General features: G+C 41.1%; 17 protein-coding genes. 10 read left to right on the plus strand and 7 right to left on the minus strand.

Annotated elements, in window-relative coordinates:
* Positions 1 to 38 precede the first annotated feature (38 nt).
* The gene (gene speA / locus IJ00_RS21165) at positions 39 to 2,054 is read right to left on the minus strand and encodes a biosynthetic arginine decarboxylase (protein ID WP_035156408.1); all 2,016 of its coding nucleotides are present in this window, start codon (positions 2,052 to 2,054) and stop codon (positions 39 to 41) included.
* A gap of 345 nt (positions 2,055 to 2,399) precedes the next feature.
* Here speA and IJ00_RS21175 point away from each other — a divergent pair, with 345 nt between their 5' ends.
* Complete coding sequence (locus tag IJ00_RS21175) at positions 2,400 to 3,479, plus strand: MFS transporter (protein WP_052754509.1); 1,080 nt, start codon at positions 2,400 to 2,402, stop codon at positions 3,477 to 3,479.
* Between the two features lie 343 nt (positions 3,480 to 3,822).
* Here IJ00_RS21175 and IJ00_RS21180 read toward each other — a convergent pair whose 3' ends face one another.
* Positions 3,823 to 4,185 (minus strand): hypothetical protein, encoded by a 363-nt coding sequence (locus IJ00_RS21180; protein WP_035156414.1) that lies wholly within the window; start codon positions 4,183 to 4,185, stop codon positions 3,823 to 3,825.
* 822 nt (positions 4,186 to 5,007) lie between these two features.
* The gene (locus IJ00_RS21185; RefSeq protein ID WP_035156416.1) at positions 5,008 to 5,952 is read right to left on the minus strand and encodes an SGNH/GDSL hydrolase family protein; all 945 of its coding nucleotides are present in this window, start codon (positions 5,950 to 5,952) and stop codon (positions 5,008 to 5,010) included.
* A 236-nt stretch (positions 5,953 to 6,188) separates the two neighbouring features.
* Here IJ00_RS21185 and IJ00_RS29240 point away from each other — a divergent pair, with 236 nt between their 5' ends.
* Both IJ00_RS29240 and IJ00_RS21195 read left to right on the plus strand, forming a co-directional pair.
* On the plus strand, positions 6,189 to 6,329 hold the full coding sequence (locus IJ00_RS29240) for a hypothetical protein (RefSeq protein WP_035156418.1): 141 nt from the start codon (positions 6,189 to 6,191) through the stop codon (positions 6,327 to 6,329).
* Between the two features lie 463 nt (positions 6,330 to 6,792).
* The gene (locus tag IJ00_RS21195) at positions 6,793 to 9,648 is read left to right on the plus strand and encodes a glycerol-3-phosphate acyltransferase (RefSeq protein WP_035156420.1); all 2,856 of its coding nucleotides are present in this window, start codon (positions 6,793 to 6,795) and stop codon (positions 9,646 to 9,648) included.
* Between the two features lie 33 nt (positions 9,649 to 9,681).
* On the opposite strand, the gene IJ00_RS21200 is transcribed toward IJ00_RS21195, so the two are convergent.
* Positions 9,682 to 11,085 carry an ABC transporter substrate-binding protein gene (locus IJ00_RS21200; RefSeq protein ID WP_035156423.1) on the minus strand — a complete coding sequence of 468 codons (1,404 nt, stop codon included), beginning with the start codon at positions 11,083 to 11,085 and terminating at the stop codon, positions 9,682 to 9,684.
* A gap of 506 nt (positions 11,086 to 11,591) precedes the next feature.
* Here IJ00_RS21200 and IJ00_RS21205 point away from each other — a divergent pair.
* The 3 genes from IJ00_RS21205 (at position 11,592) to IJ00_RS21215 (ending at position 14,100) form a co-directional block, all read left to right on the plus strand.
* Positions 11,592 to 13,595 (plus strand): pentapeptide repeat-containing protein, encoded by a 2,004-nt coding sequence (locus IJ00_RS21205; RefSeq protein ID WP_035156425.1) that lies wholly within the window; start codon positions 11,592 to 11,594, stop codon positions 13,593 to 13,595.
* 75 nt (positions 13,596 to 13,670) lie between these two features.
* A complete protein-coding gene (locus tag IJ00_RS21210; protein ID WP_035156428.1) occupies positions 13,671 to 13,880 on the plus strand; it encodes a type II toxin-antitoxin system HicB family antitoxin in 210 nt (69 codons plus the stop codon).
* Positions 13,873 to 14,100, plus strand: coding sequence for a type II toxin-antitoxin system HicA family toxin (locus IJ00_RS21215; RefSeq protein ID WP_035156431.1), 228 nt, complete (start codon positions 13,873 to 13,875; stop codon positions 14,098 to 14,100). Before IJ00_RS21210 ends, IJ00_RS21215 begins: the two co-directional genes overlap by 8 nt.
* 51 nt (positions 14,101 to 14,151) lie before the next feature.
* Here the strand turns inward: IJ00_RS21215 and IJ00_RS21220 are convergent, their stop codons facing one another.
* On the minus strand, positions 14,152 to 15,504 hold the full coding sequence (locus IJ00_RS21220) for a serine/threonine-protein kinase (protein WP_035156434.1): 1,353 nt from the start codon (positions 15,502 to 15,504) through the stop codon (positions 14,152 to 14,154).
* Positions 15,505 to 15,771: 267 nt separating this feature from the next.
* Positions 15,772 to 16,782, minus strand: a complete 1,011-nt coding sequence (locus IJ00_RS21225) for a LysR family transcriptional regulator (protein WP_035156438.1) — start codon at positions 16,780 to 16,782, stop codon at positions 15,772 to 15,774.
* 344 nt (positions 16,783 to 17,126) lie between these two features.
* Between IJ00_RS21225 and IJ00_RS21230 the strand changes: the two genes are divergently transcribed.
* Positions 17,127 to 17,843, plus strand: a complete 717-nt coding sequence (locus IJ00_RS21230; RefSeq protein ID WP_035159433.1) for an NnrU family protein — start codon at positions 17,127 to 17,129, stop codon at positions 17,841 to 17,843.
* 155 nt (positions 17,844 to 17,998) lie between these two features.
* Here IJ00_RS21230 and IJ00_RS30000 read toward each other — a convergent pair whose 3' ends face one another.
* Positions 17,999 to 18,133, minus strand: coding sequence for a hypothetical protein (locus tag IJ00_RS30000; RefSeq protein WP_256388824.1), 135 nt, complete (start codon positions 18,131 to 18,133; stop codon positions 17,999 to 18,001).
* 286 nt (positions 18,134 to 18,419) lie between these two features.
* On the opposite strand from IJ00_RS30000, the gene IJ00_RS21235 reads away from it, so the two are divergent.
* The 3 genes from IJ00_RS21235 to IJ00_RS21245 all read left to right on the plus strand — a co-directional run bounded on the left by IJ00_RS21235 (position 18,420) and on the right by IJ00_RS21245 (position 23,608).
* Positions 18,420 to 18,797, plus strand: coding sequence for a co-chaperone YbbN (locus tag IJ00_RS21235; RefSeq protein ID WP_035156441.1), 378 nt, complete (start codon positions 18,420 to 18,422; stop codon positions 18,795 to 18,797).
* 791 nt (positions 18,798 to 19,588) lie between these two features.
* The gene (locus tag IJ00_RS21240; RefSeq protein WP_035156443.1) at positions 19,589 to 21,670 is read left to right on the plus strand and encodes an NAD(P)H-quinone oxidoreductase subunit 5; all 2,082 of its coding nucleotides are present in this window, start codon (positions 19,589 to 19,591) and stop codon (positions 21,668 to 21,670) included.
* A gap of 369 nt (positions 21,671 to 22,039) precedes the next feature.
* Positions 22,040 to 23,608, plus strand: a complete 1,569-nt coding sequence (locus IJ00_RS21245; protein ID WP_035156446.1) for an NAD(P)H-quinone oxidoreductase subunit 4 — start codon at positions 22,040 to 22,042, stop codon at positions 23,606 to 23,608.
* Positions 23,609 to 23,892 lie beyond the last annotated feature (284 nt).

Genomic DNA, 23,892 nt, shown 5'->3' on the forward strand with positions numbered 1-23,892 from the left:
AAGGGTTTTGATGTTCCCCAGTTCCCATTCCTCCGAACCTAAGGATACAAATAGGTATATCTTCTGAGACTTTGTTCGTAGGTTTGTAGCAATCGCTGGGATTCAGCGAGGGTAATGCGTTTTTCCTCTAACGCTTTTTCACAGCGCTGGCGAATATTTTCCACCATATCTTCCGAGTCGTATTGTACATAACTAACAACTTCGCTCATGGTGTCCCCTTTGACTACGTGTTCAATTTGGTAACCTTTGGGTGTGAGCTGAATATGTACTGCGTTGGTATCACCAAACAAGTTATGTAAATTACCCATAATTTCTTGGTATGCTCCATTGAGGAACATTCCTAGATAGTATGGTTCACCGGGTTGAAACTCGTGCAATTCCAGAACAGATTTAACATCACGCAAATCGATAAAACGGTCAATTTTGCCGTCACTATCACAGGTTAAGTCTGCTAAAATACCCCTACGATTTGGTTCTTCACTCAAGCGATGAATGGGCATGATGGGGAATAGTTGGTCGATCGCCCAACAATCCGGTGCCGATTGAAACACTGACAGATTCACGTAATAGATGGAAGCCATGATTTTTTCTAAGTCTTCCAACTCATCAGGTACGTAATCTAATTTTCTAATAATACTGAGAATTTTGTGGCAACAAGCCCAGTATAGACGTTCAGCTTTAGCCCGTTCGGTGAGAGTGAGAATTCCCAGATTGAAACGACTGATAGCTTCTTCTTTAAATTGAGCAGCGTCGTGGTAAAACTCCTGGAAATTTTCGTCGTTAATAGATTGATAGGTTTCCCAGAGATAGGTAATAACTGGGGGTTCTCCTTCCTTGGGTGGTTCTGGTGTTTCCGCGATAATTTCGCTGGTACTGAGAACATCAAAGATGAGAACAGACTGATGGGAGGCGATCGCCCTGCCACTTTCACTGATTAAGGTGGGTACGGCAATGTTGCGCTCCGTACAAGTATCTTTTAACTCCGCCACAATATCATTGGCGTAGTTCTGCATATTATAGTTTTTTGAGGCATAGAAATTGGTTTGGGAACCGTCATAATCGACACCTAAACCACCACCCACATCTAAGTATTTCATGTCTGCACCCAAGGCTGCTAATTCGACATAAATTCGACTAGCTTCTTGGATTGCATCTTTGATGACATTAATTGCGGAGATTTGAGAACCGACGTGGAAATGCAGTAGCTGCAAGGAACCTAACAGGTTTGCATCCCGTAACTTATCAACTGCTTGGATAATTTCCGGAATTGTTAAGCCAAACTTCGCGCGATCGCCACTGGAAGTCCCCCAACGTCCCATTCCCTGGGTACTGAGTTTTGCTCGCACCCCGACAATCGGTTGAATTCCCAACTGACGACTGACTTCAATAACTAAATCAACCTCTTCTACCTGCTCTAGCACGATAATCGGTGTTTGTCCGAGTCTCTGTGCTAACATCGCGGTTTCGATGTATTCTCGGTCTTTGTAGCCATTGCAAACAAGCAAAGCACCGGGGGTATCTAACAATGCTAGAGCAATCATCAACTCTGGCTTAGAACCAGCTTCTAATCCAAATTGATGGGGTTTACCAAAACGTACTAAATCTTCGATCAAATGACGCTGCTGATTACACTTGACAGGGAAAACCCCACGGTAAACACCAGGGTAATTATACCGAGCGATCGCCTTAGCAAAACAAGAATTTAACCGTTCTATCCGGTCTTCTAAAATATCAGAAAACCGAATCAGCAAGGGTAAACCTAAATTCCGTTGCTTCAATGCATTGACTAGCTCAAACAAATCCAAAGAACCACCGCGATCGCCTTTGGGAGAAACGGTGACATGACCAGCAGCATTAATGGAAAAATAAGGTTGTCCCCAACCCTCAATACGGTACAAAGCTTCGCTATCTTCTATCTTCCAGGTACGAGAACCTTCTTCACTGGCAGCAGGTAGCAACAATTTCTTGTGCTTGGGATGCTTCATTTCAGCTTTTTTACCATTGGATGGAGGTTTCACCACCTCTTCTGATGTAGCAGTTGACTCAACACGCATTTTTCCTAACCTTAAATACGTTTCACCCACGAATAAATAATGTAACTCATCTATCGGGAAACTGAATACAGAAGGATACGGATATTCATCGATTTTTTTTGATGGGTTGCTCGTGCCAGGAAATTTTGTGTCCTTGGCTACAGAAAACCTGTAAGATATCTTTCATAAACAACTGTGTCAATTTAAAAGCTTGTTGAATAAGTATTTTAATTGTGATTTTAGGCACTGAGACTTCACCATTGTTTAGATTTAAATTCAATAATTTGAAATAAAAATAAAAAATCATCCACTTATTACTTAATTTAATTCACCAATACTGATAACAAAACTGTACCAATAAAAAATATGTCTCGTTCTCCTTGGTATTTTATTCCCACTCTCTACTTTGTTTCTGGTTTACCTTACGTCATTATCAACACAGTATCTCCTATTCTTTACAAGAAGCTTGCAGTCGATAATCTACAGATTACTTTTTGGACAAGCTTACTTTATCTTCCCTGGGTCATAAAAATGTTTTGGAGTCCAATTGTTGATATTTACTCCACTAAACGTCAGTGGATATTAACTACAAATTTGCTACTATTTTGTGCTTTCATCGGTACAGCTTTTTCCCTAAGATTACCTAATTTTTTCGCAATTTCTTTAATATTATTAATATTAAGCGCTTTTATCTCTGCTACCTACGATATTGCCAATGATGGCTTTTACTTATTAACTCTCAATCCTGAACAACAAGCTTTCTTTGTCGGTATCCGCTCTTTATTCTACCGCCTAGCCACTATCTTTGCTTCCGGGTTTCTAGTGTTCTTTGCGGGTTATTTAGAAAAATACATTGCAGATAATTCATTAATCTGGATGATAGTTTTAATCTCATCTAGCTTAATTATGGCAGGCGTATTTCTCTGGCATCTCTTGATTTTACCCAAAGCACCCATTGATAAACCAAATGAAAATCAAACTCAAAACAATAACTTTATAGAAATCATTACGCTATATTTTCGTCAAGAGAGAATCTGGGCAATCCTGGCTTTTATCTTACTGTACAGACTAGGTGAAGCCATGTTAGTGAAAATCGCCTCACTTTTCCTCTTAGATAAATCATCTGTGGGTGGTTTAGGTTTATCAACATCACCTATTGTCGATCGCGCAGCTGCCAAAGGTGACAGAGTAGCAAACGAGATTATGAATCAAGCTGTAGATTATTTGGTGACAGCAAGTAGCTCCGTGGTTGAGAGAATTTTTACCCCTGGTATTCGGTTAGAGATTGTAACTACTGGTAGTGTTTGGCAAAGTCAATGGGGAATGTGGGAAAAATTTAGTCAAGGGATGACTGGTAAATATGATTTTGTAGGTGTAATTTTACCCCGTAATGAACCTGCTTTTGGTGCTGCCTTGTTGGCAAGAAATACTTATCAAAGTTCCTAGTAATTAGAGATTTTCATAAAATATACAGATAATTAAGATAATCATCATTATTGTTGGCTGAAATTAATGTTGTCAAAACTTATTATTTTTAGTCACTAATATCGGTAGATTCAGCTTTTGGAGCTATATTTTTTAATTTAAAGTATCCAAAATTTGCAATTATTTTTGCTTCAGCATCTTGAGATTGACTTGAAGAAACAGCCTTTCAGAAATTATGATAGCAAAAGTAATGAGTATAAGCTCCCCAACTTTTGAAAGGAGTCAGGGAGATGAGCAATTTTCAGAGATTTAAAACACGAGCGATCGCCATGATTCTGGAGATATGAAAAATTACCCCTGGAGACTAATCTCCTACTGTTTCTGGATCATCAATGCGAATGTGCCAAGATTTACCTTGATCAATAGGAGGATTAATTTTGATTATTGCTTTATTTGCAAAGAGTTTTAATTTAGTGGCGATGGTAAATAGTGCATTCTGAATAAACCAGTAACTATCTTTGCTGTGGCAATTAATCACTAGTGTTAAGACATTTGCTCTAACTGTGAAATACCAATGACAACTAGATAACAAAGTTCTAGTCACTGGATCGCAAGCTCTAAAAAAACGTTGAACTATAGCTTCTTCTAATTGACTGAGTAATAACTCATCACGAGGAGAAATTTGATAAGCGGGTAAACCGTCAGAGGGGAGATAAGGTTTGTACATAGGACTTTTCCTTTTTTAAAGGGAAAACTGTAGACGAATGCACCTATCATAAATTTTCATTCGGCAAGGTACTTTGCTTGACAGCAAAATCAGGCGCTTTCAGCTTCGTCTTCTGAATATATTCAGTGTAGGCTGATTTTTTATATTTACCATCCACCTTGAGACGATAGTTCATCAATACCTTTGAGTTACGGAGTTACACTCTGATAATTTTGATAATTCTATATATCTGAGTGATGAGTAGTACTTACATTTCTATTTTTACCTAAATATTGACTGACAACTTTAGGCTATCAAGAGCAGAAAGCTTACTATAAATGCATTACAGCTATAATTGATAATCATTTAAAATCTATAATTCGTATTTTAAAAAATAGCAAAAAAACATATTTTTATACTTAACAGCAATTATTATACCGCAAATATAACCATTTTATTTATGTAGATAAATACCCAAAAAATACATATAAGTACATTGACATATATCGACATGAATGTGTCAAATGTTGTTAAAAAAATATTAATCAACTCTTATATGTAAATATATTCCTCCTCCCGATTGTCTCAGTTGTAACGCGCTAGATTGAAGACTGTTTCTCAAAATATAAATTATCTGACATTAATTTACTAGAAGATGTAATTACTAAAGGCACTTCTTGGAAAAATTGAATTTTATATCAGATATTTGCTTGTATGTAATTATACTTTCATGGTTTTCCCTGAATAGCCAGCAATAATCAATAACTCAATTAGAATAAAAACCTATTCCTCTCGGCACTAAGATAAGTTATTAGGAGAGATTTATATCTAATAATTCCTGTTCTATAGGGTTTCGAGTAATTTATTCTCGATGGTTTTGGTGACTAACTGATTACCCCGTAAATTCAAATGAATATGATCATGGTAGAAAGATTTGGCATCAGTTTCTTTTTGTAATATCGGGAGAAAATCTATATAGTTAATTTTTTGCTTCTGGGTAAACTCTACTAATCTTTGTCGTGCTTGAATTTCGTAGTCACGGGAACCCTTCTCCTCTAGCTCTCGAATCAGGGGAGTCATCACTAACAGAAATTGACTCTGATTTTCTTTGACTAAATCATGAATTTCACTAATTGCTGTCAGGTTAACTCCTACGCGATCGCCACCTTCTTGATAAACTGCTGTCATCTCTGGGATAGGCTGGGGTTTTAAAACATAACGCTGGATGACTTCTAGGATTGCCAGAGGTGGTTTGTGATCAGGATAATTGCGATCGCGCCCCACGGGTAAAGAAGTCGGTGCTGTCGCAAATAAATCATCTGTGTTGATAATTAACACCACTACCTGAGCTTGAAATGTCCCAAAACGCTTTAAGTAAGCCAGTTCATTTCTTGGTCCCCAGGAATTTGCAGAAGCATTTAATACTTCTACTTTGTCAGTATTGTTAAGCTTCGCTGACAAGAGGGACTCACGTAATAAGCTAGAAATGGTATTTTCTTGGTCTGTCCACCATCCACCATTGGCAATAGAATCACCGATGAGAAATACTCGCAAAGTCGATGATGGACGTGTCTGCTGAATTACTTCTCCCCGCATGGAATACTGATTAATCTCAATCCGATTACCGAAACGTCGAGTCTTCTGATTCGGAGAGAGCAGATAACCAATTTGCTCATCAGTAATATAGAGCAAGGGATTGCCAAAACCAAACAGCGATCGCAATCCGACTTCCACCAATAAAAACAATCCGCTTACAGAGGCAATAATTATTACTAGTATTGTTTTCACCTATAAGTACCCTCAACAGTCAAAGGACATTACTCAAAAACAACACAGTTATAACAAAGGGAAACAGGAAAGCTACAAGAAAGAAGGCTTTTTTCTGATTCCTGTTACCTATCAACTTGACAAAGCTTAAACAAAATATAATGAAAATAGTCACAAACAGACCTCTGCAAAGGTCAAGTAAGGCACTAAAATCGAGACGGACAGTGGGAGCGTAACAAAAGGAGGATTACCCAACAATGTCCGATTTAAACCGAGGAATCATGAAGTTCGATGGTGCAGATTCTCCCAAACTAGTGACTATTTCTACCGTACTGGTTTTGGGTTCGATCGCAGTTCTGATTATTTGGGCTGTCCAATCAGCCTATGCAGTCGGATAAAAATTGCTAGCTTACTGGGTGCTAAGTGCTACAGCTGATGGAAATACATGATGTGCAAAGCGATATTTCAATCTCCTGTGGCACAAGTATCCCTGCCATTAACTAGTAAGGAGTCATATCTCCCAGAGCGGAAAGCAACGCTAACCTAATCAAGAAATCATGTTTAATGTGAATCAAGTCTTGAAAACCTTATGCAATGAGAGGGGTTTTTAACTCACTTCAGGCGTAAATATTAAAAAAATATTACGTTAATTTTTCAAAAAAAGACGTTTTTCTCATGTCAAAGTATCTTTAAGAACTAAATCATTGTCTATACTTTCCTTGACAAATCCCCACATATCAGCATCTGAATTATCTACGGTTACTTAAAAATAAAAATAAAAGTATCAAAATGTACCCAAACTATGACTATTTGGGATTTTAGATTCTAGATAGAAAATAAATTTAAAATCCTGAATCCACGATGCTTGAACTCTGGGGTATTTTCGTTATTTTGCTTATTTGCCCGCTTTTGGGTGCGCTGCCATTAATTAGTTGGATTACCCATATTTGGAAAGGGCGGGAATTTGCCCAAGTGGGAGTCAACAATATTAGTGTTTCTGCTGCTTTTTATCATGGTGGGGCAGCAGTGGGAATTCTGGCGATATGTTTAGAATCACTTAAGGGGATTGGTGTAGTTCTCCTGTGTCGTTTGTTCTTCCCTGATGGTTCAGCTTGGGAGTTAATTGCCTTGAGTGCGTTGATTCTGGGGCGGTATAGTGTTGGTCAGGGAGTGGGAATTACCAGTGTTGTTTGGGGATTTACATTTCATGACCCCTTGGCAGCAGGATTTCTGTTTTTAGTGGCAAGTATTTGTTTTACAATTGTGCGCGATCGCCAGTTAGCCAAGTATGGAGTTTTAGCCCTCGTACCCGTAATTATTGGGATTATCCATGCAGAAGATGGCTTGAGAGTTTTTGCCGCAGTTGCATTTGCAGCTTTAATTGGTTGGATATATCAGCAGATACCAGAGACATGGACGTTATCAAGTAACACCACCTCTAGGGAAAATATCCCTGACTTATCACCGCAATTGCGAAGTGAACAAACAATTTTATCTTTAGACGATCATCTCGATGGGGCGATCGTTGGGCAAAAAGCTGCTCGTCTTTCCCAGTTACGCCGTTGGGGTTATCCTGTACCCAAAGGATGGGTATTATCACCCTACGATGACCCAGAAATCTTAATTGAATATCTCCAGCCTTCGGAATTATCTCCCCTAGTGGTGCGTTCTTCTGCCGTGGGTGAAGATTCTGATCAAGCTTCCTCTGCGGGACAATATCAGACATTTTTGAATATTACTACCAAGGAAGGATTACGCCGAGCGATCGCCCTGGTACAGGAATCCTACAATCAACCAGCAGCAATTCAATATCGCCGCGATCGCCAACTTCATGATGCGGCTATGGCAGTATTAATTCAACAGCAAGTTCAAAGTGTCTATGCTGGTGTCGCTTTTAGCCGTGACCCCATTACCCAAGAACAGGATGCTGTCGTTATTGAAGCAGTCGCGGGTCATGGAACACCTGTGGTTGCAGGACGTGTCACCCCCGAAGCGTACCGCGCATTTGTTCTAGATACGGATAATCTATCTCTGATTCAATTGGAAGGGAAAGGTAGAGTCCCCGCCGCTCTTATCCGTCAAGTTGCTTACTTAGTACGTCGTCTAGAAGACAGACACCACGGAATCCCCCAGGACATTGAGTGGAGCTACGACGGGCAAATGCTCTGGGTTTTGCAAACTCGACCGATTAGCACCATGTCCCCTATCTGGACAAGAAAACTAGCTGCTGCCATGGTTCCAGGGTTAATTCATCCCCTGAGTTGGTCAATTCATCAACCGATGATATCTAGTGTCTGGGGAGAACTTTTTGCCCTGTTATTGGGGGAAAGGGTGCGCGGGTTTGATTTTTCCCAAGGAGCAAATTTATACCACTCCCGTGTCTACTGCAATGCTTCTTTGTTAGTCCAAATTTGCCGTCGTTTGAACTTACCAGCCAACAGTTTAGAGTTTTTCACCCAAGGAAAGGATTTTCCTGTCATTAATTGGGATATTTTAATTCGCAATTTTCCCGGAATCCAGCGCCTCTTTTTACGGGAATTTTCCCTAGAAAAGGACTTTAAGCGGGATTATCACCGCACATTTGCCACCGCTCTCTCACAAATTCAACAAGAAAATCTTGAGGAATTAGAACCCTCAGCGCTTCTCCAAAGAATTGATTTTATCTGTGACTGTATTCGGAAAATCACCTACTATCAGGTATCAGCACCTCTGAGTGTGGCATTACGTCAGCATTTACTACGAGTTAAGGATGGGAAAATTGACGAGAGTCAAATACCAGAGGAAGCAGCACTGCGATCGCTACAAGAATTGGCAATGACTGCAAGGGAATTATTCCCTGATTTCGATCCTGAAACCCTATTTGAAGACTTAGCTTTATCTGTGAAAGGACAAGAAATTATTCAGGAATTTGACCGACTGGTGGAGCAATATGGTTATTTAAATGAAGGGGGAATTAATCTTGCTTCACCTACTTGGAAGGAAGATAAACCAGAGGTAAAACTCCTATTTGTGCAGTTAATGCAAACAATTACACCAGATAGGGGTAAAAAAATTCGCAAAAAAGGGGCAGTTCAACGCAGAGTCAATTTGAAAGCACAAGTTAGGGAAATTTATGCGCGTCTATTGGCAGAGTTACGCTGGACATTGATTTCCTTAGAAAATATTTGGTTGCAGACAGGTTTACTCTACGATGGGGGAGATATATTTTTCCTAGAAATTGAGGAAATTCGTCGTCTAGTTAGCAACTATGATGAAGAACTTCTAACGCAATTAACAGATGTGATTCAACAGCGGCGATCGCAATTTAATCATGATACCTATCTGACCTCCGTACCCCTGCTTGTCTATGGTCATAAACCCGGTTATTTCCATCTTTCCCATTCCCCATCCACAGAAAAAACCCTCCAAGGGATACCCGTGAGTTCCGGGAAAACCACAGGTAAGGTGAAAATTCTCCAGAGTTTACAAAATTTACCAGAAATTGACCCCGATACTATTGTTGTTGTCCCCTATGCTGATTATGGTTGGGCAGCCCATCTGATTCGGGCTAAGGGTATCATTGCCGAAGTTGGTGGTAAGCTATCCCACCTGGCGATTTTGGCGCGAGAATATAACATACCCGCAGTTATGGATATTCACCATGCCACCCATATCTTAAAAGATGGTCAAGTTGTCACCATTGATGGATTTAGAGGTGTGGTGGAAATTTTAGATTAATCCCTGAACAAAATCTATGGAAGAACTATGGGTTTAATTGCGAACTAATTCAAAATCATATCCGGTACGGGAACGGGAATTTGGCTGAGATTTCACCTGAACCAGTTGCACCGGAGCATTGCGATCGCCAGAATTAGCAAACCTCAATTCCCCAGAAGCACCCCTAGCGGCGAAATTTCCACTCTTCAAAGCTTGTTGAACACCTTGACGGCTAGGATTAGTCTCAATTGCTGTGATTAAAGCACGAGCCGCATCATAACTTAAAGCAGTACGCCAATTCACATCCGCATCCCAAAGTTGACGAGATTTCTGAGGAAAATCCGCACCCGGATTACTTTCTAAATGCCAAGGTACAGCCAGAACCATATTTTCTCCTTGCCCCTGACTAATTTCTAAAGTTTTTAATGCATAAAACCCATCCCCAGCAAGTAAAGGCAACCGACGTTGATTGACTTGAATCACCTGCAACCCTTTATCCAAAAGCTGAGAATTAGCAGCTAACATCAAAACTTCTACCCCCTGCGCTTGGGCAATACTTTGAGCAGCACTAAAATCAGGTTTTGACATATCAAATTCGTGGCTAACTTCACCACCCGCAAGGGAAACCGCAGAGACAAATTCTGATTTTAAAGACTGACTATAACCACTTTGAGAATTATAAAAAATAGCTGCTTTCTTTTTATTTAATTTCGTTGTCATATAGTTAGCCAGCGCCCTTGCTGCCATAAAATCACTAGGAACAGTCCGAAATACATAGGGGCTAAAATTCGAGATTTTTACCGCGCTACTAGTAGGAGAAATTGCCACCAATTGCTGAGAATTATATATTTCTCCAGCAGCGAGAGTCGCATCACTAGCAAAATGACCAACAACACCCAAAATCTCCGAGTTTTTTACAAAATTCTGGGCAATATCTTTTACCAATTCCACCCGATCATCATCACTGGCAATAACTACTTTTAGAGGTGTATTTTTGATGCCGCCCTGAAGATTAATTTCATTCTGAGCTTGAGCTACTCCCCGTAATACTTCTAAAGCAAAATTTGGTTCTGTAGCTAGAGGAATTGAGACAGCAATACTGTAGGATTTCTTATTACCTATTTTGGCATTATTCAGATAAATTAAAGTTTCTGGGTCATTCTTTTTACTTTGCAAAGCAGCTTGAAAATAATTGACAGCTTCTTCATATTTACCCGATTTAAAAGCCGCAATTCCATCTCTTTTAGCTACAGATACATCACCAGGAGTTAGAGAAATTTCTCCCGCACTTATCCGGGACTCACTTTGATTATTATTAGCAGAATTAGAAATATTAACAGATACCTGATTACCTCCGGGCAAAATATCTTTAAATAGGTAGTAAATTCCACCACCAACTAAACCTAAAGTTATTGCTAAAGATAATAATAAAATTTTAGTTTCTTTATTGAAATTCATATATCTTATCCAGAGAATGTCACAGAAAATATTATGCCATGTTTAAGGAAAGATAGGTTCTTTGTCTTCATATCCTCTACTTTTTGAAAAGTCAGATATCTAGCAGTTCCACAAGAGATTATTCTATGCAGTTGCGGTTATAATGTAAAGAATGACGCTTTCTAAACTCTTCAAGCCGACTCTCAAGCATTTGGCAAAAGTTTAATATTTTTTAATATTTATTTATTCCTCATAACATGGCAACGAGGGAGAAGTTATTGTCTAAAAATCAAGGTTTTCAGATTGGCAATATATTTTTTTTAAACAACAAGGTAGAGTTACAACAAAAGAGTCTATGCGATTGCTTCGTCGTTCCTCATCGCAATTACGGGATTACAATTTATTTTGTTGAGTTATGAAAACTTAGGATGCACCCGTAGCTTTATATTTAGATTTTTGTTTGTTTTCTGGAAAACACGGTAGAGTTACTGTATAAAAAACAGATTTAAAACAGTAGTTTTACAGCTATGCCCCAAGATATTCCCAATAATAAAAACTTCCGAGGCAGGAATTTTAAAGGTCAAGACTTGGCTGGCGCAGATTTTAGCGATGCGGATATTCGAGGTGCAAATTTTACTGGTGCCAACCTGACAGAAGCAAATTTTACCAACGCCAAGGCTGGATTGCAAAAGCGTTGGGTGTTTGTGTTGATGGTTGCTGTGCTGGTGCTGGTGGGATTATCGGGGTTTCTATCGGCTTTTAATGGTTATTTGGTATCGCTGATATTTAGTTCGGAGTCTCAAAATAAAATTGTAGGCTGGGTTGCTCTAATTACGATATTTGTTTTCGTTGTTGTCACAATTCGCCAAGGAATTGCGATCGCTTATGGATTTTCGCTCGCAGCCTTAGCCTTAGCCGTAGCCTTAGCCGTAGCCGGAGCCTTCGCCGGAGCCGTAGCCGGAGCCTTCGCCGTAGCCGGAGCCGTAGCCTTCGCCGGAGCCTTAGCCGTAATTTCTACCCTATTCAGTGCATATATCGCTTGGCAAGCGATCAAAGGCGACCCAAAACAAGCTCCCATCCGCAATATAGCTGTCGCATTCGCTGCGATTGGTGGTACGAGTTTTCGCGGAGCCAACCTCACCGATGTAAATTTCACTGGTGCAACCCTCAACAATACCGATTTCCGTCAAGCGAAGTTGATTCGCACCTGCTTTCGCAATACGAAAAAACTCGATTTAGCCCGTCCAGGGAATAGTTATTTAAAAAATCTGGATTTACAAAAATTACTCGTTGGTGTTCTCGATACGGATAAAAATACTAAAAACTCGAATCGAAGTAAAAATAAAAAGACAGATAAAAATTTAACTAAAAATTACGATCGCCAAGATTTACGGGGCATCAATTTACAAAACACCAATTTACAAGATTTCAGCTTTATTGCTGCCGATTTGAGCGAGGCAAATTTACAGGATACCGATTTATCGCGTGCGAAATTAGTCCAAACCCAACTCGATCGCACTGACTTAACTGGTGCAAACCTGACGGGAGTGTTTATCGAAGATTGGGGTTTGACTGCCGACACCAAACTCGATGGAGTACGCTGCGATTACGTGTTTATGCGTCTTCCTCCCGAAAAGCGTCCGGCTTTTCTCCCCTTACCTCCCCACGAACAACACAATGACAATCCCCAACGGGAACCCAGCGATTGGGACAAAAATTTTAGCGATGGGGATTTTGCCGATTTTATCGCTCCCCTCAAGCAAACCCTGAATTTATTCCACAACAAACCCGTCGATCCGCGTTTGGTTGCCATAGCTTTTCAAAAACTCAAAGAAGCCCATCCGGAAGCAGATTTAGAAATTATTGGTGTGGACAAAAAAGGCAAAAACCGCGATAAATTACATCTCAAAGTCGAAGCCAATACCAGCAACCAAGATGTGGCAACTCTCCATACCAATTATTTTGCCAATCTTGACGAACTCCAAGCCTTACCCCCAGCAGTTTTACAAGCAATTCTTGCCGAACGCAGTGCAGTAATTCGCATGTTAGCGGGACTGTTGGAAGGGAAACAAACAAATCAAACTTCTATCCAAATTCCGATTCAAAATTCACCAAATCAAAATCAGGAGAATACAACTATGAATAATTCAGGAAATAACCGCCATATTACTACTGGTCGTGATTATCGGGAAACCAATGTAAATGACCAAGGTACATACGTTGAAGGTGATTATTTTAATAACCCGCAACAAAAACAAACTCTAGCTGAAGCCGCCGCAGAAATCCAAAAATTACTCGAACAATTAGATAAAACCTACCCCAGTAATACCACCACGGGAAAAATGGAAATAGCCACAGGAGTAATCCAACATCTTGATTGCCATCCTGATTTTGCAGAACGACTGATGAGCGCAATCAAAGCTGGAAGCGTGCAAGCAATTGCCCAACTTCTCAACCATCCCGCAGCCGCTTTTGTAATTGGTGCATTGGACGATTGGCAAAAAACCAAGGAAAATTCGACAGTATCGTAAATCAGTCAACCTTCTAAAGCTCGGAAAAAACGGTGGTATCATGCCTAATAGAAGGAATTTGAGGATTAATAAGCTATGAAAACCCGTAGTTTTACAGTTATTCTTCATAAAGAAGATGATATGTACATAGCTGAATGTCCGGAAGTTGGTACTATAGACCAAGGAAAAACTATAGAAGAAGCGATCGCGGGTTTGCGAGAAGCAACTCGGCTTTATTTAGAAGAGTTTCCCCTACCTGAAACATCACCAAGATTTGTGACCAGTATTGAGGTTAGTTATGCCTAAGTTGCCCAGAATCCCTAGCAAAGAGGCAATTAGGGCACTTGAGCGTTTGGGTTTCGAGCAAGTTCGTCAAACTGGTAGCCATGTAGTCATGAAAAAATCGATCGAAGGGGAAGAAATTGGCTGCGTTGTGCCTTTGCATCGAGAATTAAAAGTAGGTACTTTGAGCGGTATTCTCAAGCAAGCACAAATAACAGTCGAGGAATTTATCGATAATTTGTAATCGTTGAAAATTCGTGCCTTCCTGCACCAACCGATTAAGAAGTTGCGGCAATTAGAATAATAAAGAAAGTAATCTATATATCAGACGAAATAGGGCTGCGATCGCCACGGAAATTAAAGCCGCAGCAGTGGCAATAATCAGAATTTTAGTTAGAGGGAAGCCTGCGTGTAACCAAGGTACAAAGGAAATAATTCCTAGGCTAATTCCAGGAATTAACAATAAATCCCATCTTTCAATCCAGCGTCGTGTTTGAGCAAAGACAAGAGTACCGATAATTGTGGCAGTCATTACCACTGTAAATAGGGAAGATTTAGACAAACTAAAAAGGGCGATCGCCATTAATCCCCCCTGAAACCCACTAAAAGCTGCTCCTGCAAGAATCTCTATGACTGAAAAATTAGCAACTGGCTGGATTCCTGCGGACTTTGATGGCTTTTTGACAACTTTCCCCGACTGATTCAAAGTATCAAATACTTCCTGAGCAGATTGATAGCGTTGATTTGCCGCAGGTAGAAGCATTTTATTGAGAATTTCCGTAAGTTGAGAACTGATTTTAACCTGCTGCTGCCATTGCCATTGATTACTGAAAGTATCAAAAAACTTGATAATATCCTGTTCTCCCGTGAGCAACATTAAACAAGTCACAGCCAAAGCATATAAATCAGTAGAAGGGTATACCTGTCCCCCCGACATTTGTTCTGGTGGGGCAAAACCCTGGGAATAAATTCCTGTAGAAGAACTTGCTGCACCAGGAGGAGAGTTTGTCACCTGCTTAACTGCCCCAAAATCCAGGAGATATAACTTACCCTGGCGATCGCGCATAATATTTGAGGGCTTAATATCACGGTGAATAATTCCTTGGGTATGCACAAATTGCAATACGGGGAGAATCGCTTGCAACACTTCCCGGACTTCTGCCTCGGAAAACTTTTTTTTCTGGTTCAGTTCTTCTTCGAGATTTTGCCCATCAATAAATTCTTGGACAATGTAAAAAAATTGGTCTTGTTTCCCCCCCTGTAAGCTAGGGACAATCATTGGGAAAAAAGCAAACAAATTCGGAATTTGCTCATGCTTATTACCAATTTTTTCTAATACCTCCGCTTCCCGTTCAAATAAATCCTGTGCCAATTGCTGCTGGGTGGGGGTAAGATTGCCCACAGGTTGAAACTGCTTAACTACACATTGACGCATTCCCGGAGTATGGCGATCGCGTGCCAAAAATGCCGTACCAAAACCACCCCTTCCTAGAAGTTTTTGGGGTATGTAACGCCCCACCAAAATCAAAGGCATACCACAGGTAGTACAGTATTTTTGCTGTACTGTTCTGATAGTTCCAGGATCATCTAAATCGGCAAAATGATTTTGGGGACGAGGGCAACCGGGGCGAGTGCAGTAGATTTCCATATAATAGTCACTAGTCAATAGCCCATTGTCAATGAGACAGTGCTGAGTACAGAACAAAGGGCAATGGATGATGCAGTAATTGCATAAAGAGTTTTACACATCACATTATTCTCGAATAATCTTTCCAGAGCCATACTTGTGTAATGATGTTTGTCCTTATAGTGACTGAGCATACAATACTTAAACATTCTGGTTGGGAATTCAGAATCTCCCAGGCGCTTTGCCCTGACTCTACAGCACTAATTGATAGCGACTCCTAGTTAAATCTTATTCCTCATCAGAATTGGGTGTATCCGTATCAAATGTAGCAATAGCTAGAGTTTTATGTGATGATTTTAGCGTATCCATACTCCATCCTGGTGCCGCGAATTGGGGCAAAATCTCCTTACTGAAAGCTTCTGCGGCTTTAGAACGGTAACGGTTGGGATTAAATATTAGCCATAGGGTACGCTTCACTACCACACCTTCAATAGGCGTACAGTGTAAAACACCCATTTGTAATTCCTTGGCGATCGCACTGGTAGAAACAAAGGCAGCTCCTAACCCGGATTGCACCGCATTTTTAATTGCTTCAATGGAGTTTAATTCCATCTCTACCTTGAACCTACGAGTATCTAAGTCACAACGACTCAAAACTTGGTCGATAACTTTACGGATAGTCGATTGAGAATCAAGGGTAATGAATTGTAATTTATACAAGTCGTCTTTTTGAATTGTTTCCAGTTTGGTAAAGGGATGGGAAACTGGTAGTATCAGCGCCAACTCATCTTCCGCATAGGGCACAATTTCTAAGGATTCTGCTAATTCTCCAGGAATTTCACCCCCAATAATTGCCAAATCTACTTGACCATTGACTACACTCCAAGCAGTACGACGGGTGGAATGGACATGGAGTTGTACCGCCACATCAGCATACTTCTGCCGAAACATCCCAATCATCCGAGGTAATAAATAAGTACCTGTGGTTTGAGATGCACCGACAATTAAAGTCCCCCCCTGGAGATTTTGTAAATCTTCGATGGCACGACAAGTTTCCTGACATAAGCTGAGGATTTTTTCTCCGTAACTTAGCAGAAGATGTCCAGCTTCGGTGAGTTGGGCACGTCGTCCACCACGATCAAACAAGGGCACATCTAGCTGTCTCTCTAGGTTTTGTACCTGTAAACTAACCGCAGGTTGGGAAACATAGAGACTATCAGCCGCACGCTTGAAGCTACCCTCGGCGGCGATCGCTTTGAGAATACGTAACTGATCTAAAGTAAATGGAAGGTCAGACATAAGGCTCAACCCACAAACAAGAAAGGAGCAGCATTGGTAGATAACCAGCGTTTCATAAGGTTCTAGCTGGAAGTTAGTAATTTATCGCATCTTAAACTTGGAGACTTAAACCGCAAAAGACAGTAACATAATTTCTTGAAGAAAGCCCCCTTTGAATACTTTGTGCTATTGATTGTACTTAGTTAAGTTTTCTTTATATTACTTCATCTATGTATAAGCCTTTACTCTAGTTCGGAAATTCCAGAGTCGGACGATTCCAGTCACCATGAGAAGATGGGACAATAGCTAACGGCTTCTATAACTACAACAACTCCCATAACTCCTGCACCTATTTTTTCATGGATATGATTCTGCCACCTTGGTTAACCCCCAGTCATTTTGTCATGTTCGGATTGCTATTTGCCTTTGCGATCGCCCATAGTGGTGGCGCAGCCCTCCGTCCTTGGGCAGAGAAACACATTGGAGCTAGACTTTACCGAGTTTGTTTTGCCCTAGTTAGCATCCCCATGGCGACTATCTTAATTATTTACTTTTTTAACCATCGTTATGATGGACTACAACTGTGGCAAGCGCAAGGTGTCCCTGGAGTCAAGGAATTCGTTTGGCTCTCCTCGGCGATTTCCTTTCTGTTTTTGTATCCAGCTACATTCAATCTCCTAGAAATTGCCGCCATTCAAAAACCCCAAGTCCATCTCTACGAAACTGGGATTATTCGCATCACCCGCCATCCGCAAATGGTCGGACAATTAATTTGGTGTATTGCCCATACCCTATGGTTAGGCACCACTTTTATGCTCGTCACCGATTTGGGGTTAATGTTACATCATTTATTCGGTGTCTGGCATGGCGATCGCCGTCTGCAATGGCGCTATGGGCAAGCCTTTACCGAAGTTAAGCAACGCACTAGCATCATCCCCTTTCTCGCGGTTTTAGATGGTAGACAAACCCTAAAATGGCAGGAATTTCTCCGCCCTGCCTATATCGGCGTAATTCTCTTTGTTGGGCTATTATGGTGGGCGCACCCACTATTGATGACAGCAACGAGTAAGGTAGAATGGTAATGTAGATAGCACCTATGAGCAGCAGCTACAAATAGCAACTGAATTAGTATTTCAGCTTAACAGTTGCTACCAAGTCAATGTAGGATCAAATAAAAGTAGTTGTCAGTTAAGATGCTTTCAGTTAAATTTAGCGATTTTGTCTTCAAATCCATCAGCTATGGCTTACCTTGGAAGTCAGCAACAGTAAACACCCAACTATTCCCACCAGTGTGCATTGCAAAAGCTTGATGAATTAAGTTTTTGCCATCCGTTTTGTGGTGTTTCCCTGACAAATAATCAAGTGATGTCATTTCTAAGTTGATACAAATCTGTAGTTGAAGATGAAGAAATGAACGGATAAAATCCTCTAGCTAGGGTTTTGACAAGTTTATCCCTTGTTTGTTTTTGCATGGAGAAACAGGTTTTAGGATTGAACTGTGAAAACATGAAATCTTCAACCTCTCTGATTTTCCCTGGTAGAAAAATACCTGACAAATGATTTTAATAGCCCAATACAAAATCCCCTAATCTCAATTAACTGAATACTCTTGCTAATAACTGATTCGATATGAAAACCATATAAATTTTAGAGGCATCATGGTGTTGTCGGTTAACGAGCGGACATTTACTCAAGAAGTTTTAGAATCCCCTATTCCTGTTTTGGTAAATTTTGAAGCACCTTGGTGTGGATTATGCCGAATAGTGCATCCTTTATTACTGAAGTTTAAGGCTCAATGTGGGGAAACCATTAAATTGGTTGATATCAATGCCGATGACAACTTTAAACTTTCAAACACCTACCGACTGACATCTCTACCAACATTACTTTTAATTGAAAGTGGTACTGTCAGACAGCGTCTAGAGGGTTTTCGGAGTCGGGATGATCTCATGAGAGCTTTGGAAGAAATCAAAAATACCTACAGTGGTTTATCGTCTACCTATGTTCCCCAAGCTGCTGATTTAAGAGTTCGTTAATCATCAAAATATTCAATAGATAATAGTGATTCTGGAATAATCCAACCCTCTATGGGCTGGGTTTTTTCTCCGAAACTACCACTATAAAGCCGATAAAAATCTCAACTTTGGAGATATCATCTCTCAAAGTAACCGTCATCTCGTTCGATACGGATAACCCAAAACCAGTCTCTGGCAATAGTTTCAAGATAAATTCGAGTCATATCCAATTTCTATAGTTACATAGTTGTAAACTATATAACTACCGACAAATGAAATTCTTAACTATTGACTCATATCTATTGCAAAAATATAAAACTAAACTTAATTACCCCACCGGATGAGTATCAGGTGGGGTATTTTATCCTCTAGGGTGTGTGTCACAATTATTAACAGATCCGCAAAGGACTGTTGCTTGTAGACGGATAATTGGGAAAACCGTCATTCCGATTCACATATAGTCCAGTTCCAGGCTGAAGTATGTAGACGTTCATTAGAACGTTAATATAGTTCTGTTCCTCCCGCCAGGGTTAGCGAGTTTCCCAACTTCGATAATTATTGCTCGCCATCAGGGCTACCGGAGAAAACGTGAGTCGCTGGGGTTCTCTCAGTTAAAGCCACTTCGGGAGCCATCACCCGCAGGACTTCCCGGAGGGTAAAAAGTGTGAATAAATCCTTACTAGCCTTGCATTGTCAAGACTTACTCCTTGCCTGCAAAAAAATTTTTGCCCACAATGAACAAGGCTTATACTTTTTTCATACTTCAGCCTCAATCCCATATACATCAAGAATTCTACAAATAGGCGTCAGTGATGGAACTAATCTATCAATATGCCTGGCTGATTCCAGTATTGCCGCTATTTGGAGCAATGCTGGTGGGGCTAGGACTTATCTCGTTTAATCAGGTGACGAACCGCTTAAGACAGTTAAATGCAGCATTGATTATCTCCCTCATGGGTGGTGCAATGGGACTGTCGATCGCCCTGTTATGGAGCCAGCTACAAGGACATGAAACTTACCTCCGTACCATTGATTGGGCATCGGCTGGGAATTTTCACCTCACCATGGGCTATACAGTCGATCACTTGACATCCGTGATGTTGGTGATTGTCACTTCCGTAGCCTTCTTGGTGATGTTATATACCGATGGCTACATGGCTCATGACCCTGGTTATGTCCGTTTCTACGCTTATCTCAGCTTATTCGGTTCTTCCATGTTGGGCTTGGTAGTCAGCCCTAACTTGGTACAGATTTATATTTTCTGGGAACTGGTGGGGATGTGTTCCTACCTGTTGGTGGGTTTTTGGTATGACCGCAAAGCGGCTGCTGATGCTTGCCAAAAAGCCTTTGTCACCAACCGTGTGGGGGACTTTGGCTTACTTTTAGGGATTTTAGGATTATTTTGGGCAACAGGTAGCTTTGATTTTGCTGTCATGGGCGATCGCCTCACCCAGTTAGTAGAATCTGGTTCCTTGAGTAATGCCCTCGCTGTCCTATTTGCTATCCTCGTGTTCCTAGGTCCAGTCGCCAAATCTGCCCAGTTTCCCCTCCATGTCTGGCTCCCCGACGCGATGGAAGGACCGACCCCAATTTCTGCTCTGATTCACGCAGCCACCATGGTTGCTGCTGGGGTGTTTCTAGTTGCTCGGATGTACCCCGTTTTTGAACATATCCCTGCCGCCATGCACACCATTGCCTTTACCGGGGCATTAACGGCATTTATGGGAGCAACGATCGCCATTACCCAGAACGACATCAAGAAAGGTTTGGCATACTCTACCATCTCCCAACTTGGTTACATGGTGATGGCTATGGGAGTGGGAGCCTATAGTGCTGGATTATTCCACCTCATGACCCATGCTTACTTCAAAGCCATGCTCTTCCTGGGTTCCGGTTCCGTAATTCACGGTATGGAAGGGGTTGTAGGACATGACCCCGTAGTTGCCCAAGATATGCGGGTGATGGGTGGTTTGCGGAAATATATGCCCGTCACAGGCTTAACTTTTTTGATTGGTTGTTTGGCAATTTCTGGGATTCCTCCCTTTGCTGGTTTCTGGTCAAAGGATGAAATCCTCGGCAAAGCCTTCCAAACAAGTCCGGCTTTATGGTTTGTGGGTTGGGTGACAGCTGGTATCACCGCCTTTTATATGTTTAGGATGTATTTCTCGACCTTTGAAGGTCAGTTTCGTGGCAAAGACGAGAAAATCATCAAAAAACTGAAAAATGCGGCTGCGGCTGTTTTAGAGCCAGTAGAACCCGCCCCGAATTTTGGTCCTGGGGCAATGAAACATGGAGAATTGGCAGCCCACGGTCATGACGACCATAGTCATGGTCACAGCGATACTCCCCATGAGTCTCCCTGGACAATGACTTTACCCTTGTTGGTGTTAGCAATTCCTTCGATGTTAATTGGTTTGGTGGGTACCCCCTATGCCAATTACTTTGAAGAGTTCGTGTTCTCGCCTAATGAGACTTTAGCCGAGGTCATGGAAAAAGCTGCCGAATTCGACCCCAACGAGTTTTACGTCATGGCAGGTGCTTCTGTGGGTATCTCCCTGGTGGGGATTACCCTAGCTTGTTTGATGTACCTGTGGAAGAAAATCGAACCCGCAGCGATCGCCCAAAAAATCGCACCACTTTATAAACTTTCTCTCAACAAGTGGTACTTCGATGACATTTACTACAAAGTCTTTGTTTTGGGATTACGTCGCTTAGCTAGACAAGTTCTGGAAGTTGATTTCCGGGTTGTCGATGGTGCTGTTAACTTAACAGGCTTCTTTACCCTCGTCAGTGGGGAAGGATTGAAATATCTAGAAAATGGTCGTGCCCAATTCTATGCCTTAATTGTCTTCGGGGCTGTACTTGCCTTGGTGATTATCTTTGGTGTGACTTGATAGGTAATTCCTAATCGATAAACATTCAAACCCTCGATTTCTGGCAAAGGTTGAGGGTTTGTTTGTATCCATACTTCTGAATATTGTTGGATTTGCCTGTCGTCTATGTGTCATGAGGATATTTTCTGGTTTGCGATCGCTATCCACAGAGGATAAGACAAACTCATTGACCAATAAAATAATTATTACGCAGTAATTCAAAGTACTTAAATTTACATTAGCACTCATAAGTACAGGACAGCTAGCAATAGTCGATTTTTGAATTTTGTTAAATCAACGCTAAGAATGCAGCCGAACTCCCCAAAAAACTGTTAGTTAATAGCTAGTAGGTGATAGCCGATCATAATTTAGAGATTAGATAAGACTCCAATGAATACAGCTAATTTCCCCTGGCTGACGACAATTATCCTATTACCCATCGTCGCATCACTGCTGATTCCCATCCTGCCGGATAAAGACGGTAAGACGGTGCGCTGGTACTCCCTAATTGTCGGGCTAGTTGATTTTGCCATTATTGTAGCTGCGTTCTACACGAGCTATGATTACTCCAAACCGGGCTTACAACTTGTAGAAAGTTACCCCTGGGTTCCACAATTAGATTTGAATTGGTCAGTAGGGGCAGATGGTTTATCTATGCCCCTTATTATTTTGACTGGTTTCATTACAACTTTGGCAATTTTAGCGGCTTGGCCCGTCACTCTCAAGCCGAGGCTCTTTTACTTTTTGATATTGGCAATGTATGGTGGGCAAATCGCCGTATTTGCTGTGCAGGATATGCTGCTGTTTTTCTTGGTTTGGGAATTAGAGCTAATTCCTGTATACCTACTGCTGGCAATTTGGGGTGGTAAGAAACGGCAATATGCAGCGACAAAATTTATTCTGTACACAGCAGGTGGTTCGCTGTTTATTTTGGTGGCATCACTGACAATGGCATTCTATGGTGATACTGTCACCTTTGATATGCAAGCCTTAGGTGCTAAAGATATAGCCCTGAATTTCCAACTTTGGTTATATGCTGCTTTCCTAATTGCCTATGCGGTAAAGTTACCCATCATTCCCCTACATACTTGGCTCCCAGATGCCCACGGTGAAGCAACAGCACCTGTACATATGTTGTTGGCTGGTATCCTGTTGAAAATGGGTGGCTATGCTTTGATTCGGATGAATGCCCAAATGTTACCGGGTGCCCATGCTTACTTTGCCCCGATTCTGATAGTACTGGGTGTTGTAAATATTATTTACGCAGCCTTGACATCCTTCGCCCAGAGGAACTTAAAACGTAAAATTGCTTACTCGTCAATTTCGCACATGGGTTTTGTCACCATTGGGATTGCTTCCTTCACCGAGTTAGGGATGAATGGGGCAGTATTACAAATGGTTTCCCATGGCTTGATTGGAGCAAGTTTGTTCTTTTTGGTAGGGGCAACCTACGATCGCACACACACCTTAATGTTGGATGAGATGGGTGGTGTGGGACAAAAAATGAAGAAGATTTTTGCGATGTTTACAACTTGTTCCATGGCATCTTTGGCGTTACCAGGAATGAGTGGCTTCGTGGCAGAATTAATGGTGTTTGTGGGTTTTGCAACTAGTGATGCCTACAGTTCCACCTTCAAAATTATCATTGTCTTTTTAATGGCGATCGGTGTAATTTTGACACCTATCTATCTGCTGTCAATGTTACGGGAGATTTTCTACGGGCAAGAGAATCAAGAATTAACTTCCCATCAGAAACTTATCGATGCAGAACCCCGTGAAGTATTCATTGTTGCTTGTCTGTTAGTGCCAATTATCGGGATTGGTTTTTATCCCAAATTGCTCACCACAATGTATGATTCTACAACCGTACAGCTAACAGCAAGATTACGAGACTCTGTACCAACTTTGGCACAACAAAAAGTGTCGGAGGTGTCTTTAATAGCACCAGAGATTAAGTAACAATTGTTGATTTGGATAAAACCAAGTAGATGAACAAGGTTTTTATCCATTACTAATTTTTCTGGAAATTTCTGAAATATTTTGGTCTTCAGGTGGGTTTTTACCTACCTTTTTTATGGGTGGCATTACTTTTTTATCTTCTGTGCAGGATTGTCAACCGTTGAGATTCTATAAATAGGGTAAGCAATTCATGGCGATCGCCTTTGAAATCACGCATTGGCTATATTCAGAAAAATCTCGCCGCGCTAAAAGTATATAAAGATACACTGGCTTGCGTAACAGTT

This window comes from Calothrix sp. 336/3 (assembly GCF_000734895.2).
Taxonomy (GTDB): Bacteria; Cyanobacteriota; Cyanobacteriia; order Cyanobacteriales; family Nostocaceae; genus 336-3.